At 68.3% G+C, this 14438-nt stretch carries 21 protein-coding genes; 12 read left to right on the plus strand and 9 right to left on the minus strand.

The features are described from left to right. Nucleotides 1-17: 17 nt before the first annotated feature. Together ACIA5D_RS33275 and ACIA5D_RS33280 are read left to right on the plus strand one after the other, a co-directional pair. Nucleotides 18-818: an SDR family NAD(P)-dependent oxidoreductase gene (locus ACIA5D_RS33275; protein ID WP_396034334.1), complete on the plus strand. Its 801-nt coding sequence runs from the start codon at nt 18-20 to the stop codon at nt 816-818. Between the two features lie 362 nt (nt 819-1180). Then, nucleotides 1181-1639 (plus strand): DUF4383 domain-containing protein, encoded by a 459-nt coding sequence (locus tag ACIA5D_RS33280; protein ID WP_396034335.1) that lies wholly within the window; start codon nt 1181-1183, stop codon nt 1637-1639. Nucleotides 1640-1812: 173 nt separating this feature from the next. On the opposite strand, the gene ACIA5D_RS33285 is transcribed toward ACIA5D_RS33280, so the two are convergent. Further along, the gene (locus tag ACIA5D_RS33285) at nt 1813-2448 is read right to left on the minus strand and encodes a TetR family transcriptional regulator (RefSeq protein ID WP_396034336.1); all 636 of its coding nucleotides are present in this window, start codon (nt 2446-2448) and stop codon (nt 1813-1815) included. 64 nt (nt 2449-2512) lie between these two features. Here ACIA5D_RS33285 and ACIA5D_RS33290 point away from each other — a divergent pair, with 64 nt between their 5' ends. From ACIA5D_RS33290 to ACIA5D_RS33300, 3 genes are read left to right on the plus strand one after another with little or no spacing between them, the layout of a single operon-like run. Beyond that, nucleotides 2513-2806, plus strand: coding sequence for a hypothetical protein (locus ACIA5D_RS33290; RefSeq protein ID WP_396034337.1), 294 nt, complete (start codon nt 2513-2515; stop codon nt 2804-2806). Next, nucleotides 2806-3681: a class I SAM-dependent methyltransferase gene (locus ACIA5D_RS33295; RefSeq protein ID WP_396034338.1), complete on the plus strand. Its 876-nt coding sequence runs from the start codon at nt 2806-2808 to the stop codon at nt 3679-3681. The genes ACIA5D_RS33290 and ACIA5D_RS33295 overlap by 1 nt, the downstream gene beginning before the upstream one ends. Then, on the plus strand, nt 3678-4088 hold the full coding sequence (locus tag ACIA5D_RS33300) for a hypothetical protein (RefSeq protein ID WP_396034339.1): 411 nt from the start codon (nt 3678-3680) through the stop codon (nt 4086-4088). Before ACIA5D_RS33295 ends, ACIA5D_RS33300 begins: the two co-directional genes overlap by 4 nt. Nucleotides 4089-4376: 288 nt before the next feature. On the opposite strand, the gene ACIA5D_RS33305 is transcribed toward ACIA5D_RS33300, so the two are convergent. Next, on the minus strand, nt 4377-4820 hold the full coding sequence (locus tag ACIA5D_RS33305; RefSeq protein WP_396034340.1) for an SRPBCC family protein: 444 nt from the start codon (nt 4818-4820) through the stop codon (nt 4377-4379). Between the two features lie 141 nt (nt 4821-4961). Here ACIA5D_RS33305 and ACIA5D_RS33310 point away from each other — a divergent pair, with 141 nt between their 5' ends. Then, nucleotides 4962-6548, plus strand: a complete 1587-nt coding sequence (locus ACIA5D_RS33310) for a phytoene desaturase family protein (RefSeq protein WP_396034341.1) — start codon at nt 4962-4964, stop codon at nt 6546-6548. Between the two features lie 18 nt (nt 6549-6566). On the opposite strand, the gene ACIA5D_RS33315 is transcribed toward ACIA5D_RS33310, so the two are convergent. Further along, nucleotides 6567-7604, minus strand: a complete 1038-nt coding sequence (locus tag ACIA5D_RS33315) for an NAD-dependent epimerase/dehydratase family protein (RefSeq protein ID WP_396034342.1) — start codon at nt 7602-7604, stop codon at nt 6567-6569. A gap of 226 nt (nt 7605-7830) precedes the next feature. Next, complete coding sequence (locus ACIA5D_RS33320; protein WP_396034343.1) at nt 7831-8079, minus strand: hypothetical protein; 249 nt, start codon at nt 8077-8079, stop codon at nt 7831-7833. 184 nt (nt 8080-8263) lie between these two features. Between ACIA5D_RS33320 and ACIA5D_RS33325 the strand changes: the two genes are divergently transcribed. Next, nucleotides 8264-8665 carry an ester cyclase gene (locus ACIA5D_RS33325; protein WP_396034344.1) on the plus strand — a complete coding sequence of 134 codons (402 nt, stop codon included), beginning with the start codon at nt 8264-8266 and terminating at the stop codon, nt 8663-8665. A gap of 624 nt (nt 8666-9289) precedes the next feature. On the opposite strand, the gene ACIA5D_RS33330 is transcribed toward ACIA5D_RS33325, so the two are convergent. Next, nucleotides 9290-9367, minus strand: a complete 78-nt coding sequence (locus ACIA5D_RS33330; RefSeq protein WP_396034413.1) for a hypothetical protein — start codon at nt 9365-9367, stop codon at nt 9290-9292. A 474-nt stretch (nt 9368-9841) separates the two neighbouring features. On the opposite strand from ACIA5D_RS33330, the gene ACIA5D_RS33335 reads away from it, so the two are divergent. Then, the gene (locus ACIA5D_RS33335) at nt 9842-10507 is read left to right on the plus strand and encodes a hypothetical protein (RefSeq protein ID WP_396034345.1); all 666 of its coding nucleotides are present in this window, start codon (nt 9842-9844) and stop codon (nt 10505-10507) included. 257 nt (nt 10508-10764) lie between these two features. Further along, nucleotides 10765-10902 (plus strand): GrpB family protein, encoded by a 138-nt coding sequence (locus ACIA5D_RS33340; RefSeq protein WP_396034346.1) that lies wholly within the window; start codon nt 10765-10767, stop codon nt 10900-10902. Nucleotides 10903-11310: 408 nt separating this feature from the next. Here ACIA5D_RS33340 and ACIA5D_RS33345 read toward each other — a convergent pair whose 3' ends face one another. Both ACIA5D_RS33345 and ACIA5D_RS33350 read right to left on the minus strand, forming a co-directional pair. Continuing rightward, entirely contained in the window at nt 11311-11574 is a 264-nt protein-coding gene (locus ACIA5D_RS33345) for a hypothetical protein (RefSeq protein ID WP_396034347.1), read from the minus strand. A 427-nt stretch (nt 11575-12001) separates the two neighbouring features. Continuing rightward, complete coding sequence (locus tag ACIA5D_RS33350; RefSeq protein ID WP_396034348.1) at nt 12002-12562, minus strand: TetR/AcrR family transcriptional regulator; 561 nt, start codon at nt 12560-12562, stop codon at nt 12002-12004. A gap of 91 nt (nt 12563-12653) precedes the next feature. Between ACIA5D_RS33350 and ACIA5D_RS33355 the strand changes: the two genes are divergently transcribed. From ACIA5D_RS33355 to ACIA5D_RS33365, 3 genes are all read left to right on the plus strand, one after another. Further along, nucleotides 12654-13049: a nuclear transport factor 2 family protein gene (locus tag ACIA5D_RS33355; protein WP_396034349.1), complete on the plus strand. Its 396-nt coding sequence runs from the start codon at nt 12654-12656 to the stop codon at nt 13047-13049. A 225-nt stretch (nt 13050-13274) separates the two neighbouring features. Continuing rightward, entirely contained in the window at nt 13275-13640 is a 366-nt protein-coding gene (locus ACIA5D_RS33360; RefSeq protein WP_396034350.1) for a nuclear transport factor 2 family protein, read from the plus strand. Nucleotides 13641-13676: 36 nt separating this feature from the next. Beyond that, the gene (locus ACIA5D_RS33365) at nt 13677-13916 is read left to right on the plus strand and encodes an EAL domain-containing protein (RefSeq protein ID WP_396034351.1); all 240 of its coding nucleotides are present in this window, start codon (nt 13677-13679) and stop codon (nt 13914-13916) included. On the opposite strand, the gene ACIA5D_RS33370 is transcribed toward ACIA5D_RS33365, so the two are convergent. After that, nucleotides 13873-14178 carry a hypothetical protein gene (locus tag ACIA5D_RS33370; protein ID WP_396034352.1) on the minus strand — a complete coding sequence of 102 codons (306 nt, stop codon included), beginning with the start codon at nt 14176-14178 and terminating at the stop codon, nt 13873-13875. The genes ACIA5D_RS33365 and ACIA5D_RS33370 overlap by 44 nt on opposite strands. Then, on the minus strand, nt 14160-14411 hold the full coding sequence (locus tag ACIA5D_RS33375; RefSeq protein WP_396034415.1) for a hypothetical protein: 252 nt from the start codon (nt 14409-14411) through the stop codon (nt 14160-14162). Before ACIA5D_RS33375 ends, ACIA5D_RS33370 begins: the two co-directional genes overlap by 19 nt. Nucleotides 14412-14438: the final 27 nt, after the last annotated feature.

Consider the following 14438-nt stretch of genomic DNA (forward strand, 5'->3'; position numbering starts at 1 on the left):
TGGGCATGCGAGCCGGCATGACTACACCGATGAACGAGTTCGCCGTCGTCACGGGCGCCTCCAGCGGAATCGGTTTCGAGCTGGCCCGGCAGTTCGCCGAGCACGGATACGACCTGCTCATCGCCGCCGAGGACGACGCCATCGAGCAGGCCGCCGCTGACCTGCGGCGCGACGGGAGAACTGCAGTGGTCCCGGTACAGGCGGACCTCGCCACCTATGAGGGGGTCGAGCGGGTGTACGCGGCGATCCTGGAGACCGGACGCGACGTCGACGCGATCGCGCTGAACGCCGGCCGTGGCATCGGCGGGGACTTCACCCGCGACACGGATCTCGGCGAGGAGCTGAACGTGATCGCCGTGAACGTCAACTCGACCGTTCACCTGGCCAAGCGGGTGCTGCCGGACATGGTCGCCCGCGGCGGCGGCCACGTGCTGTTCACCTCGTCGATCGCCTCCACCATGCCCGGCACCTACCAGGCCGTCTACAACGCCTCGAAGTCGTTCGTCCAGTCGTTCGCCGAGGCCGTACGGGCCGAGTTGAACGACACCGGCGTCTCCGTCACCTCATTGATGCCGGGGCCGACCGACACCAACTTCTTCCATCGCGCCGAGATGGACGACACCCGGGTCGGCGCGAGCGACAAGGACGACCCGGCCCAAGTCGCCCGGCAGGGCTTCGAGGCGCTGATGAAGGAGAAGGAAAAGGTCATCGCCGGCTCATCGAAGACGAAGGTGCAGGGCGTGGCAGCGAAAATGCTGCCTGACAAGGCCAAGGCCGAGATGCACCGCCGCATGGCCGAACCGGGCTCGGCGAATTAGCGAGTTCCGACCGGTCCCGGACGGACTCGACACCGGGTGTCAAGGTCCTGCCCGTACGTCTCGCAGTAATCGGGAGCCAGTGTCGAAAACGCCGTCGGTGTAAGCCGCACTCGAGGTTCTCGGGGTCGCCGCCGCGTCCGACGCCGCGGCTTTCTGAGCGTCACCACACGCCCTCTCCCGCGCACGACGCACGGCGATCTCGTCGAGATCCTCCCAGCCCGGTACGGACAGTGCGGGCATCCGCGTGAGCCCGGGTTGATCCGTTCCGAAAGTCACGCGTCCCCCCGCCTGCGCCGCGAACGTCCGTTTGTCTGCCCGCACCGGGGGCATGCACACGGTCCCCTGGTCGAAAGGACAGTCTCATGGTTACAAGATCGACCGCCAGCGATGCCGCGACCGTCAGGTCCCCCGTACGCACCGCGGCGCTCGTCGTCTCGATCGTCTTTCTGCTCGTCGGCGTGCTGGGCTTCATCCCAGGCGTCACCACCAACTACGACAGCATGACCTTTGCCGGCCACCACTCCGACGCTCAGTTGCTCGGCGTCTTCCAGGTGTCGGTGCTGCACAACATCGTGCATCTGCTCTTCGGCCTGGCCGGGTTGGCCATAGCCCGCACCGTTTCCGGTGCCCGCACCTATCTGATCGGCGGCGGCGCGGTCTATCTCATCCTCTGGCTGTACGGCCTGGTCGTGGGCCAGGCCAGTGCCGCGAACTTCGTTCCCCTCAACAGCGCGGACGACTGGCTGCACCTCGGGCTCGGCATCGGCATGATCGCCATCGGCCTGATCACCGGCCGTTTCGGGAAAGGAGCAAAATCATGACTAATCCGCAGCAGCCGGAGCTTCGTGCTCGATGCGCCAGCGCAGTTTCGCGAGTCGTACGAGGCTGCGGTAGGGGGTGTCCTCCCCCTCGACCAGCATCCTGACGGTGACGGCCGGCGCTCCGGCGCCGGTCGCCGCCCACTACCCCGATCCCGGCAACTCATACCTACCGGTCAGTCCGGCGCGCCGAGCACGGCGGCGACGCCGTCCACGAACCACCGCTCGAACCGCTCGACCGGCCACCCGCGCTCGCGGACCAGCCAGTCGTAGTTGCGGATGTCCTGCGCGAGCCACAGCACGTCGGCGGCCCGCTCCTGACTCACCAGGACCTCGCCGGTGGCCGCGAGATCGGCGGCGAACATCCCCATGCCGCGGCGCCGGTCCTCGAGGTTCTTGCGCCAGATCGCCGCGGCGTCGGCGTCGGCGGTCGCCGCACCGGCCAGCGCCAGCATCACGTGCACCTGCCGGGCATGGGTCTCGGCGAGATGCCGGGCATAGCGCGTGAGCTTCGCCCGCAGGCCGGTCAGCGCACGGATGTCGGCAACGAACGACCGCTGCGCCATCGCCACCCGCTCGTCGTCGCCGACCAGGGTGACATCGACGAGATCGGAGAGGAGCTGGCGCTTGTTGCCGAACACCGCGTACACGGTCTGCACGGCAACGCCGGCCTCGGCGGCGACGGCGGTCAGCGGCGTCGCGGCGTAGCCCGGGTCCACGAACAGTTTGGCGGCCGCGTCGAGGATCGCTCGCCGGGTCTGCCGAGCCTGTTCCTGACGGCGGGGCGAGACGTAACGCCGGTTGACAGTCACGCGTGCAGAGTAGTCCACTATTCGATAGAGCTTAACTCTATCGACGAGACATCAGGGGACAGCTATGCCGTACGGCGTCGTGCAAGACATGCCCGGAATCAGCGAGCAGGAATACCGGCAGGTGGAGAAGCACCTCGGCCCGGACCGGCCGCCGGGCCTGCTGGCCCACGTGGCCGGCCCGTCCGACGAGGGCTGGCGGATCATCAACATCTGGGCCGACGAAGCCGCGTTCCGCAGGTTCCAGTCAGAGCGCCTGGTCCGGGCCGCCGGGCTGGCCGCCCAGGAGGAGGGCTTCGATCCGGCGAAGGCCGCCGCCTTCCGGTCGGCGAGCGTCGACGGCGCCGAGATGCCGTTCTGATGGCCGACACCGCCACGCTGCGCGCCCGCAACGCCGACTTCTGGGCCCGGACAGCGCCGGGGTGGGTCAAGCACGCCGACTGGCACGACGAGATCGGCCGGCCGCTGGGCGCCGTGGCACTCGATTGGCTGGGACCCCAGCCCGGTGAACGGGTGCTGGATGTCGGCTGCGGGTGTGGCGGCACGACCGCCGAGATCGCGCGGGCCGTCGCTCCGCTGGGCAGCGCGGTCGGTCTCGACCTCGCCGAGGCGATGGTGGCGACGGCGCGGGACCGGTTCACCGCGCCGGGTGGCGCGGGACCGCGGTTCGTCGCCGGTGACGTCGAGACGCTCGATGCCGTGCCCGGGGCGCCGTTCGACGCCGTCTTCTCCCGGATGACGTTGATGCTGCTCGCCGATCCGGTTGCCGGCCTGACCACGGTGCGGCGGTCCATGCGTACCGGCGCCCGGCTGGCCGCGACGGTGTTCCGCGACGGGCGGGTGAACCCGTGGCTGCCGGCGGCGATGCTGGGTGCGGCGGCACACCTGGGACCGTTGCCACCGCTGCCGATCGGCGACGAGCCGGGGCCCTTCGCATTCGCCGACGCGACCCGGGTGACCCGCTTTCTCACCGCCGCCGGCTTCACCGACATCGACATCCACCCGTATGACGTCACGCTCGACGCCCCGGACGACCCGGAAGCGGTCACCGAATGGCTCATCGAGATCGGCCCCGCCGGCGCGGCCTACCGGGACGCCGAACCCACCACCCAGGGGTGTGCCCGGGCCGGGGCGGCACGCCTACTCGAACGGTTCCGCACGGCCGGCACCGGCTACCGGCTGCCGACCGGCCTTTGGTTGATCACCGCTCGCTCAGACAGGACCAGTAGACAATGACCTCTCACCGGCGCCTCGCAGCGTTCCTCACACTGATCATCAGCACCGCCGTGCTGTCCGGCTGTACTGCAGCCGACACCGACCCGCCGTCCACCGATGCGCCCACGCCGGGCGCATCGGTGGACGGAGCAACCCGGGCGAGCGGCAAGCCGCCCGCGGCGATGAGCGGCTCCTATTCGGCGAAGGACGTCTGCACCTACCTGAAAGGTGAGATCCCGGCGCTGAAGGCGATCGGCAGCCCGGTCGGGCGCCACGCCAACCTGGCCGGCAAGCTGGCCACCTTCTTCGAGTCCCATGGCAAGCCGGAGAACGGCGCCGTACTGGACACGGCGACCAAGGCGGAATGCCCGGCCGTGCGTACCGAGGTGCTCACCTTGATCGGCGTGGACAGCTTCAGCTCGTTCTAGCTGTGATGTCCGGGGACGTTGGTCGAGGGTTGTGATCACTCGATCTTGAGGATGCCCTGCACATCGATTCCGATGAGGCGTGGCCGGTGACATCGGCGCGACCACGGTCGATCAGTATCGAGTGCCCCGCCCGTCCACGTCGCAGACGGTCCGGCGGCACATTCTGCCGCGCTCGTGCCGTCCGGTCGGAGAGCGGATGATGTTGTGCAGTTCCACCGAATCACCCACGAGACGGTGGCGGCCGGCCCGGGGCCACCTGGACCCGTGTGGCGGGGGCGTTGACGGGAGTTACCGCGATTCCCGGTGGACGGCGATGTCGTCGAGACGCCGGAGCGCCTCGGCGTTGCGGGGTCGCAGGAGCAGTGACTGGACCGCGTCCGGCAGTAGCCGGCCGATGCCGGAGGTCAAGGTTTCGGCCATGTGGATCCTGGTCGATGTGGCGGACACCGGTTCCAGCCAGATCCGGATCATGGCGGCGCCCAGAGGCCACATCTGCGCGTCCAGTTCGAGGGTCTTGCCGGTCTCGACCGCCCGCACCACGGTCTGGTCGTTGATGTGCAGCGGCCACAGCCCCACTCGGTGATGGACGCGGGTGCCGACCGCTGGCCAGCCGGCGTCGACGTCACGGATGTGTGCCGCCCCCACGACCCAGCTCGCGTAGCTCCACCCGTCGGCCAGGACGGCGAAGACACGTTCCGGCGTGGTGCTGACCGTACGACAGGTTTCGATCACCCCGTGCCCCCCTTGCGTTCCAGCCCATGTTCCCCGCGGCCACCGGCGCAAACCTGGCCGGTGGATGGCGTATTCAACGAGCCGATCTGGGTACGCCTCCAGTCGGCGGTGAATACTGTCGACGGCGGAGGGCGGTACGCGGTGCGGACGGTTGACGCGGTGATCATCGGTGCGGGGCACAACGGTTTGGTGGCCGCCAACCTCCTGGCCGACGCGGGGTGGACGGTATTGGTCCTGGAGGCCACGGAGACGGCCGGCGGCGCTGTGCAGACCGCCGACCTGACCACTCCGGGCTTTCGCTACGACATGTGTAGTGCCTTCTATCCGCTCGGTGCCGCTTCGCCGGTGCTCCGGGCACTCGACCTTGAATCGTTCGGGCTGGTCTGGCGCCACGCGCCCGCCGTCCTCGCCCACGTGCTCCCCGACGATCGATGTGCGCTGCTTTGCCGGGACGCGGCTGAGACCGCCGAGTCGCTGGCCACGTTCGATGCGCGCGACGGGCAGGCCTGGATGGATGAGGCGACCCGGTGGCGGCGGGTCGGCGATCCGTTGCTCGACTCCATGCTGCTTCCGTTCCCGCCGGTGCGTGCGGGCGCCAGGCTGCTGCGCGCTTTTGGCGCGGCCGAGGCGCTGCGGTTCGCGCGGTTGTCTGTGCAGCCGGTAGGTGACTACGGGCGGGAGCGGTTCCGCGGCGCTGGTGCGCAACTACTGTTCGCCGGCAGCGCCCTGCACACCAATCTCGGAACCGAACAGGCCGGCAGTGCGATCTTCGGGTGGCTGCTGGCCATGCTCGGGCAGAGCGTCGGATTTCCGGTACCGGTCGGGGGCGCCGGTCAGATCATCGAGGCGCTGTTGCGCCGGCTCCAGTCCCGCGGCGGGACCGTCGAATACGGTCGAACGGTCACCCGGGTGCTGCACGCTCGAGCCACCGCGGTGGGTGTGCAGGATGTCCACGGCGAACGGGTTCGCGCCCGCCGCGCGGTCCTCGCCGACGTGCCCGCGCCCACCCTCTACGAGGACCTCGTCGGGCTGTCGTCCCTGCCCGCGACGATGGTCACGGATGTACGCCGGTTCCAGTGGGACCACGCTACCATCAAGATCGATTGGGCACTGTCGGGCCCGATTCCCTGGACCGCAGCGGATGCCCGCCGGGCCGGTACGGTCCATCTCGGTGCCGATATGGACGGGCTCAGCGAGTACAGCAACGACCTGGTCCGAGGCCGGATACCCGACCACCCGTTCATGTTGCTCGGTCAGATGACCACGAGCGACCCAAGTCGCTCCCCGGCCGGAACGGAGTCCGTCTGGGCGTACACCCACGTTCCGCAACGACTCGCCGCGGATACCGGCCGGATGCGGGAGCAGGCCGAACGGATGGAAGAAGCCATCGAGCGCCGCGCGCCGGGATTCCGCTCCTCGATCCTGGAACGCCATGTCCAACTGCCCGGTGACCTGCACCGCCACAATCCCAGCCTGTTCGGGGGGGCCGTCAACGGTGGTACCGCCGCGCTGCACCAGCAGTTGTTCTTCCGGCCGGTCCCGGGACTGGCGCGGGCGGACACGCCGATCGACCGGCTATATCTGGCCAGTTCGTCCGCCCATCCGGGTGGGGGTGTGCATGGCGCTCCGGGAGCCAACGCGGCCCGCGCCGCCCTGGCCCGTAACGGTGTCGCCGGACCGGCGTACGCCGCGGTCATCGGAGCCCTCCATCGCCGGCTCTACCAGTGAAGACTGTCCGGACCGAGGTCAACGTCCCACATGCCCGCCGAGTGGGCGCAGGCGGGGACTGGCGGTACCGAGACCGCGGGCAAGGGCGCGTCGCGTCGCGACAACCCTCAGTCGCGCGTCGTGCCGAGGATGCCAGCCCAGCTCGGTACGGGCCCGGGTGCAATCAAGCAGCGGAGTGTCGACAAGCAGGTCCACCCACGAGGGGTCCAGTGGCTGGAGCCGCATCCGCCATGTCGCGCCGACCAGCACCCGGAGGGCCTCGCGGGACACCGGCAGATGACGCCCGCCGAGGAGCCTCGCCAGGATGGCTGGGGTCAGAATCGGCTCGTCGGCCACATTGAACGCGCCCGCGGCGCGAGCGAGCACGGCCCGGCCCACCAGATCCGCGACGTCCTCGGCAGCGACCACCTGTGTCACCGCTTGCGGCGGCAACGGCAACACCGGTGCCCGGCCTCGCAAGATCCGGGCGAGCGGTGCGGACCTGCCCAGGGCCAGGCGGGCCAGTTCCCCGGCCGCGGCGGGCTGCAGGACGGCGGGTGGCCTGATTCGCACCACGCGAAGGCCTGGGTGTTCCGCCTCGGCACGGTCGAGCAGGTCTTCCACCGCGACCTTGTCCTGGCTGTACGCGGAGCCCGGGATGCCGCGACGTTGCCACGTCTCGGGCGCTGCTGTGTCGGTGACCCGCGGCGAGTACACGGCCGCGGAGGACAGCTGCACCAATTGCGGCACTTCGGTCCGTAGGGCGGCGGCCACCACCTGCTCGGAGCCGACCCGGTTGGTGCGCGCCTGCGTCCCGCGGTCATGGTCGGCGACGATGTGCCAGGCGAGATGGACGACCGCGTCAGCACCGCCGAACACCTCGGCCAGTTCACCGCCCGCTTCCGGAGAGGCCACATCGAGCTCACGCCACGTAGCCCGGTCATAGGGCTCGCCCACACCGACTGGCGGCATCCGGCGCGCAATGCCGATGGTCTCACGGACCTCGGCCCGCGCCGCGAGCCACCGCAACAGCGCGGTCCCGATATTGCCACTGGCGCCCGTCACCACCACCCGCACCTACCTGACATGCCCCGGGTTGCCCGCGCCTACACCGTTGCGACCCGGCAGCTTGTGTTCGAGCCCAGGACTGCCGTCGGGACGACACGAGGGCGGACAACGAACGGGCGCGGCACGGCACGGCACCGCAGGCGGCGCGGCACCGGCGCCGGTCGTTGTGAGCGAGGCGTCGCCGCAGACGGTGTCAGCGCACGACCGGCGGCATTGACGCCACGACGCCACGACATCAGTTCACCCAGCCCGACCGCGCCGCCGTGCGGACCCCGATGCAGCGCCGCACGGCGTACTCGCGCATCAGTTGTGTCGCGCGGCCGACCGAATCGTCGGGGGCAACGCAGATCGGCGGGCCGCTGGCGATCTCGGTCACCGTGGTGCGGGCCGGGTCTTGCCGTCGCCGGCGCAACGGGACCGGGTCTTTCGCGGTACGGGTGATCTTCTGCAGCCGTTGGCCTTCGGCCATCGACAAAGCACGCACGAATACTTCTGGGCGTCGGCCCACCCGGCACCACCTCCCACACAACAGCGGAAGGGACAGCCTGCCCGAAACACACTCAGAACCGACGGATTACACGGCCAACGTTCAAAGACGAGGCACTAGACTCGGTGCCGGTCAGCGTCGCCAACTGGGAAGTCCTGAGTTTGGTCCATTGGAGCACACGATGAGCGAACAGCTCGAGGATATTTATCGCGACTATATCGCAGCGTTGAATGGCCGACGTTTCGACGACCTCGATCGCTTTGTACATGATCGACTTACTTACAACGGCGCGGAGTGGACGCGCGATCAGTACCAGGCGCTACTCGCTGACGATCTGCAGAAGATCCCTGACCTACACTATGAAATTCGGCTACTCGTCGTTCGCTCAGACCATGTCGCCTGCCGCCTGTGGTTCGATTGCACACCACAGCAGGAGTTCCTCGGCATAGATGCGGGCGGTCGCAGGGTTTCGTTCGCCGAGCACGTGTTTTACCACTTTCGCGCGAACCGGATCGAAAACGTGTGGTCTTTGATAGACACCGACGGCATAAGGCAGCAGTTATCGACGCCGGAGAAACAATGAAGGCGGGAATCCTCCTCAAATCCGGGTCGACGTGCTGATTTGCCTCGAGGTGCGCGCTACACGGCGTGAGGCCAACGATCCTGCGCCGTGCTAGCGCGTTCTACGTAACGCTGCGTGCGCCGGCATTTCGGTGCAGCCACAGCTGCCGCACGCGTTGCCGCTAAGCTGCCCGAATGACATCGCCGGTCAACCGGGGAGAGCTGACGGTTCTTCAGTCCTTGTTTCCCCGCTCGATCTGGCCAGATCTTCCCCGGTCGGCTCGATCGTCGCCCCGCTGAGCTGGCGTCTACGGCGCCGTTCATCGCCCAGATCGACGACGAACTCGTCCAGGTTCCCTACCGCATCTACCACCCAGAACCCGCCGCCAGCGCGGTCGCGAACATGTCGCCGACGCAACGGGCGATCCTGGCCTGCCTCTACACCCGGCACCACGACGGCCACGCCCGGCGGCTACCAATTCAGGTCGAGTTTGCCTGATCGGTAGCTTCGTAGGGCATGTTTTGCTGTTACCGCCTCCAGCCCACTCCGCCGTTCCAGCCCTTCGAGAACGGCAATTGCTTCCGTTTCCTGCCATGCGAGGCTGTGGGTGCCGCGCGAGGCGGGTGACCACGACCCGACGACCGCCTACTCGGCGGTGGCGCCGTCGATGGCTTCGCGCCGTAGATCCGCATGGCCCACGGCGCGGGCGTACTCCTCGATCACATGCTTGAGGACGGAAACCGCACATCAGTATCGCCGAACTCCGGGTTCGGCACGACGCGCGCGAGGTCCTCGGTGACCTTCGTGAACGCCTCTCTCGACTCTGCGCACGCCGCCAGGCAATCCGCCGTCCGCGAGCGTCCGCTGAAGCCAGTAACGCTCGCCCCCGCAGATGGCGCATGAGTCATATGACGGGCTTGCCGGGACCGCGCCCGCGCCGGGGTTCGGCGCACCGGTGCTGCCGGTGCTGGGTAACGCGGTCGAGGCTGAGGCTCGAAATCTCCGTATGGCTCCACGATGAGGCCGCAGGGCGATCCGGGCCAGCATGGACGCACAGCACCGACATTCGGAGAGGCAGGCATGAACGGCGCACAGGCCATCAATGAGCACCGCTGGAGATCACGGCCGACTGTGGTCCCTGTTCATCGGCGTCCGCAGACGACGCAGCACGGACACTGACGGGTGAGCGTTTGTGCTGTGTTCGGCATCCTCGCCGGGACGATCTCCTGCGTGGACGCCTTGCCCTACGTCCGCGGCATCCTGCGGGGCAGCACCCGTCCGCACCGCGGCACCTGGTGCATTTGGAGCATCCTCGGCGTGACCGCGTTCGCGTCCCAAGCGGCCGACGGTGCCGGCTGGAGCCTGCTGATGCTCGGCATCCAGGCCGTCAGTATCACGGTCATACTCGCGCTGTCGATAACACGCGGGGTGGGCGGTCTGGATCTGGGAAACTTCGCCCTGCTGGTCGTCGCGGCGCTCGGCCTCGCCGGCTGGCTCGCGTTGTCGACGCCGGTGCTCGCCACCGTGTGTGTGGTCGTGGCAGACCTGGCCGGTGCCCTGCTGATGCTGCCCAAGATGTGGCGTGACCCGGATTCGGAGACCGCGTCGAGCTTCCTGCTTGCCGGGATCGCGGGCGGGCTGGGCGCGGCCTCGGTCGGATCCCTGCAACCCGACCTGTTGCTGTATCCGGTGTACTTCGGCGTGGTCAACGCCGCCATCGCCGTGATCATCGTACAGCGGCGCAAACACGCCGATCGGCGACGTCCGCGCCGGCATAGCTCCGAGCGCTACGAGGGCGTCGACCACGCAGACGCGTGCTCAGGTCATGTGTACAAGGGGCTCGCGCAGCTACCGGGCCGCTGAAAGGGTTTTGGCCCTGGTTCTTGTCGCGGCGATTCGAGGAGGGTCCGCGCCCCCGGTGCAGGAGCGCATCCGCCACGACGACCCGCAGGCCTTCCCGCTCGACGGCGGACAGGTGTCAGAGGAGCCCACCCCCGAGACCATCATTCCGAGGGGGCGCCGAGGTGCACCTCAAGCCGGAAAGCCGGTTGTTGTGACCGTCGTTGGGTCTGGCGCGCGCACTCTTGGGCAGGAGTTCGCCCGAACGCTAGCCTCACAGGGTGCGGCTCGTGGCGCCCAACTCCGCCTGGACCTCGTCCTTCATGCAGCAACGCAACCAGCTCGCTGCCCTGCTGCCCGACGGCCGCATTGAACACATCGGCAGCACTGCGAAGCGGGCATCGTTGCCAAGCCCGTAGTCGATCTCATTGTCGGGCGGGAGTTGCCCCTGATCTTGGACACTTGAACCTTGGACCTTGAAGGTCCTGTGAGATCAGGAGTCCTGGAACACCATGGGCCGCGGCCCGCTCGGCAGCGCCAACCACGGCAAGGAGCACGAGCCCGAGTGCTAGGTCCGGCATGATGACTCCACCGGTTAGATCGAGCGCACGCCATTTTCGTTCAGGCAAACACGTGTCGGCAGGACTGGACGCAGCCAGCGCATGGCGATCCAGGCGATCCAGGCGATGCGGCCGCCATGGACCCGCACCGCGGCGCTTGATCAGGTACCGACGCCCAGCAGCGTACGAACCGGATCACTGGTTAGTCATCCACCGACGTGACCGCACTCCCCCAGACGCCCTACGAGAACGGCGGACATCCCACGCTCAGCGTCGGCGGTCAACACCCCGTCCGGGCGCGGAACGGAACACGGTGGCCGCCGGACGCCGCAGTGCTTCCTGATCGACAACAACCGGCGCCCCGAGCTCGGCCAGCCCTGGTTCGTGCACGCGCCGGTGTATCCCATCAGCCTTCTCCCACAGCTGCTGCAGCGTGATCTGGCTGCGTTCACCGGTCAGCTCCACCTCGATGCGGCAAAACCGGTCACACGGGTACTCGACCACGAACGTCGCCTGCGGTCCGCCGGTCACCTTGCATCCCCCACGCCGCCCAGAGGGCACACAGCGCCACGGTCAAGAAGATTCCGCATACCGCGATCGTAGTAGCCGCCCGGATCCCCCGCGCCGTACCAGCGGCACCCGCCCCTCCGTGATTCCACGCCCCACTGCCCACGCACGCGGGCACGAGCGCCTCGGCGCCGCCCCGGACCGCGGTGTCAAAGCTGTGACGACTAACCAATCAGCAGGTCAGCCCCGATCGACAACCGACCAGCCGGGGAGCGGTTTTGGGTTGCATCCTGCGGTCGAGATTACCCTGCACCTTGCACACGTTTGTGCAGCTTACGGTCGAGTCCGGCTGCCCTTGGGTCGTCACCAACCTGGCAGTGCCGTTCGACAACAACGCCGCCGAGCCGACCAGCCGTACCTACCGATTCCTTCCACGGCTCACCACACGACGTCAGCCGAGGACGGTCGCGGCGAGGGCACGTGCGGCGAGGGCTGGATGCCTGCCGTCCTGGGTGGCACCCATCACCAGCGCTCCCTCGATGAGCAGGTGCAGCTGCTCGGCCGCGCGCTCCGGGTCTCGGTGGCCCATCGCCTCGAGCTCTCGCACGAGAAGCGCACGGAGGCTGAGACGGAACGCCTCGGTCTCTGCATGTGCCGGGTGGGCGGGATCGGCAAAGGCGAGGTCGGTCGCGAAGTACCGGCAGCCACGGAACTCTGCGTTCGCGACGAGCTCGTCCAGCCGATCGAAGAGCCCGAGGAGCCTGGCTCGGGGCTCGGTGCCACCGGCCAGCGCCTCCTCGTACCACGCGAGGTCCTCCTCGGCGGCTCGACGAAGCACCGCCGTGACCAGGCCGTCCTTGCCGCCGAAGTGCTCGTAGAGCGACCTGCGGGCGACATTCGCCTCCTTCAACAACGCGTCGACTCCGACAGAAGCGCCCTGGGAGTAGAAGAGATGTTGCCCGCTCTCGAGCAGCCGTTCCCGCGGACCGGGAGCTTTCCTCGGTGTGGTCATGGGTCCTCGAATCTCGTCGCTTGACAATAGACCGACCATTCTATACTGTCATCTGTAGACCGATTGGTCTATCTACCTGGGAGAGTGTGACATGACCACAGCTACGCCGAACCTCAGGAGCACTGCGGAGACCATCGCAGCGTTCAACGACGCCTTCCGCCGCCGCGACAAGGCCGCGCTCGCTGACCTGGTTCACGACGACTGCCTGATGGTGTCGGCGCAGCCGGCACCTGACGGCACGGACTATGTCGGGAAGGACGCCAGCCTGGCCTTCTGGGCGGAGCTGCTGGCCGACACCTCCGCCACCTTCGAGGTCGATCACGTCTTCGTCGACGGCGACTGGGCTGCAGTCCGATGGCGCTACCGCTTCGGCCCTACCGACGCCGAGTCCGTGCTCGGCGTCAACATCACTCGGGTCAGCGAGGGCCGCGTGATCGAGCAACTCGGCTACACCAAGACCCCGGGCGTGCTTCCGCTTCCGGAGTAGCCCGGCCCGCCGGCACCCGAGGGAGCGACATGACCATCACCGGCCACGACCTCGTTCTGGCCGTCACCGCCCGCACCCTCCCGAACGTCGCCCTGATGCCCCGCAACGCACCATCAGAACCCCCGCGGTGAGCAACAGGCCGAGCGTGGCCATCCTCGCCGCCGGGCTGAACATCACCGCCAACCGATAAACCGACCCGTCTTTCTACACGTGAGGAGTCTCGCCATGACGCCAACAACACCCCGAACCGCTCGTGAGGTCCTGGACCGATACGACGAGGCGTTCCGTTTGCATGATCCGGCGCTCCTGGAGGATCTGGTGGCAGACGAATGCGTCATCGAGGACACGAGCCCGGCTCCGGACGGCGCGCGTCATGAGGGAGGTCGAGCGTGCTTGGCGCGCTGGTCCGAACTCGCCGGCAACCGTGCCCTCAGCTTTTCGACGGAGCCCGCGGAGATCCACGGTGACCTCGCCGTCGCACCGTGGGTCCTGCAATGGGGCAACAGCGAGCACGACCGGGTCCGCGGCGTGAACCTCATCCGCATCCGCGACGGCAAGATCGTCGAGGCACGCGGCTACGTGAAGGCCTGAGTCCGATCAACCGGCTCACCCTGTGCGTGCTACGCCTTGCAATCGAGCAGGGGCGCCTGGCTCGACAACGGCTATCCCACCACGATCGCGGTCAACCTGTCGGCCCGCTGCCTGCTCGACCCCCTGCTGGTCGAACAGGTCACGGACCTGCTGCACGAATTGCGGCTACCCGCCACGCTGCTGCGGCTTGAGGTCACCGAGACCGCCGTGATGGCGAATCCGACCCTCGCGCTCACCACGCTGACGCGGCTGCACGAGCTCGGCATCGCTGGATGAGGGCGGCCATGGTGCGGTAGTCGCTCCCGTTCTTGACGGTGCGTTGCCGCACGGCGATCTGCCCGGGCACCGCGGCCGCGACGAACACGGCCAGCGCCAGCGCAGACCCCGGCCACCGGCGGCTTTTCCTGGCCGGCCAGGTCAGGCCCGCCGCGGCAACGGTGACGGCTGTCAGCAGCACGAACAGCAGGTAGCGGATGACCCAGAACGATGTCCCGGCGGCCGAGACGGTCAGCACCAGGGTTATCGGCGCCAGTGCCATGCCATCACTGCCGTGTCGAGGACCCATCGCGCCGGCGGCGGCCATTCGGCCGCCCGGTGCAGCAGCAAAGGACTTAGAACCGAGAAGAGACACGCCATCGCGTACGGGCGAGCCTGCGCCGCATAGCGCGACGTGTTCGGCACCCGGCACAGCAGCAGGCCCGCGAGGAGGCCGGCCGGGACCCCGAACAGTCGGCGCCCCAGCTCCCCGGTCAGCGCCGCGGCCCCGGCCATCGCCAGGATCGACGGCTGCCATCGGCG

It is taken from the genome of Actinoplanes sp. NPDC051513 (assembly GCF_044454685.1).
In the GTDB taxonomy this organism is placed as follows: Bacteria; Actinomycetota; Actinomycetes; order Mycobacteriales; family Micromonosporaceae; genus Actinoplanes.

Bases quoted from the DNA above. Each gene is read 5' to 3' on its own strand.
- ACIA5D_RS33275 (WP_396034334.1), top strand. From the start codon at position 18: ATGACTACACCGATGAACGAGTTCGCCGTCGTCACGGGCGCCTCCAGC.
- ACIA5D_RS33280 (WP_396034335.1), top strand. From the start codon at position 1,181: ATGGTTACAAGATCGACCGCCAGCGATGCCGCGACCGTCAGGTCCCCC.
- ACIA5D_RS33290 (WP_396034337.1), top strand. From the start codon at position 2,513: ATGCCGTACGGCGTCGTGCAAGACATGCCCGGAATCAGCGAGCAGGAA.
- ACIA5D_RS33295 (WP_396034338.1), top strand. From the start codon at position 2,806: ATGGCCGACACCGCCACGCTGCGCGCCCGCAACGCCGACTTCTGGGCC.
- ACIA5D_RS33300 (WP_396034339.1), top strand. From the start codon at position 3,678: ATGACCTCTCACCGGCGCCTCGCAGCGTTCCTCACACTGATCATCAGC.
- ACIA5D_RS33325 (WP_396034344.1), top strand. From the start codon at position 8,264: ATGAGCGAACAGCTCGAGGATATTTATCGCGACTATATCGCAGCGTTG.
- ACIA5D_RS33350 (WP_396034348.1), bottom strand. From the start codon at position 12,562: ATGACCACACCGAGGAAAGCTCCCGGTCCGCGGGAACGGCTGCTCGAG.
- ACIA5D_RS33355 (WP_396034349.1), top strand. From the start codon at position 12,654: ATGACCACAGCTACGCCGAACCTCAGGAGCACTGCGGAGACCATCGCA.
- ACIA5D_RS33360 (WP_396034350.1), top strand. From the start codon at position 13,275: ATGACGCCAACAACACCCCGAACCGCTCGTGAGGTCCTGGACCGATAC.
- ACIA5D_RS33370 (WP_396034352.1), bottom strand. From the start codon at position 14,178: ATGGCACTGGCGCCGATAACCCTGGTGCTGACCGTCTCGGCCGCCGGG.
- ACIA5D_RS33375 (WP_396034415.1), bottom strand. From the start codon at position 14,411: ATGGCCGGGGCCGCGGCGCTGACCGGGGAGCTGGGGCGCCGACTGTTC.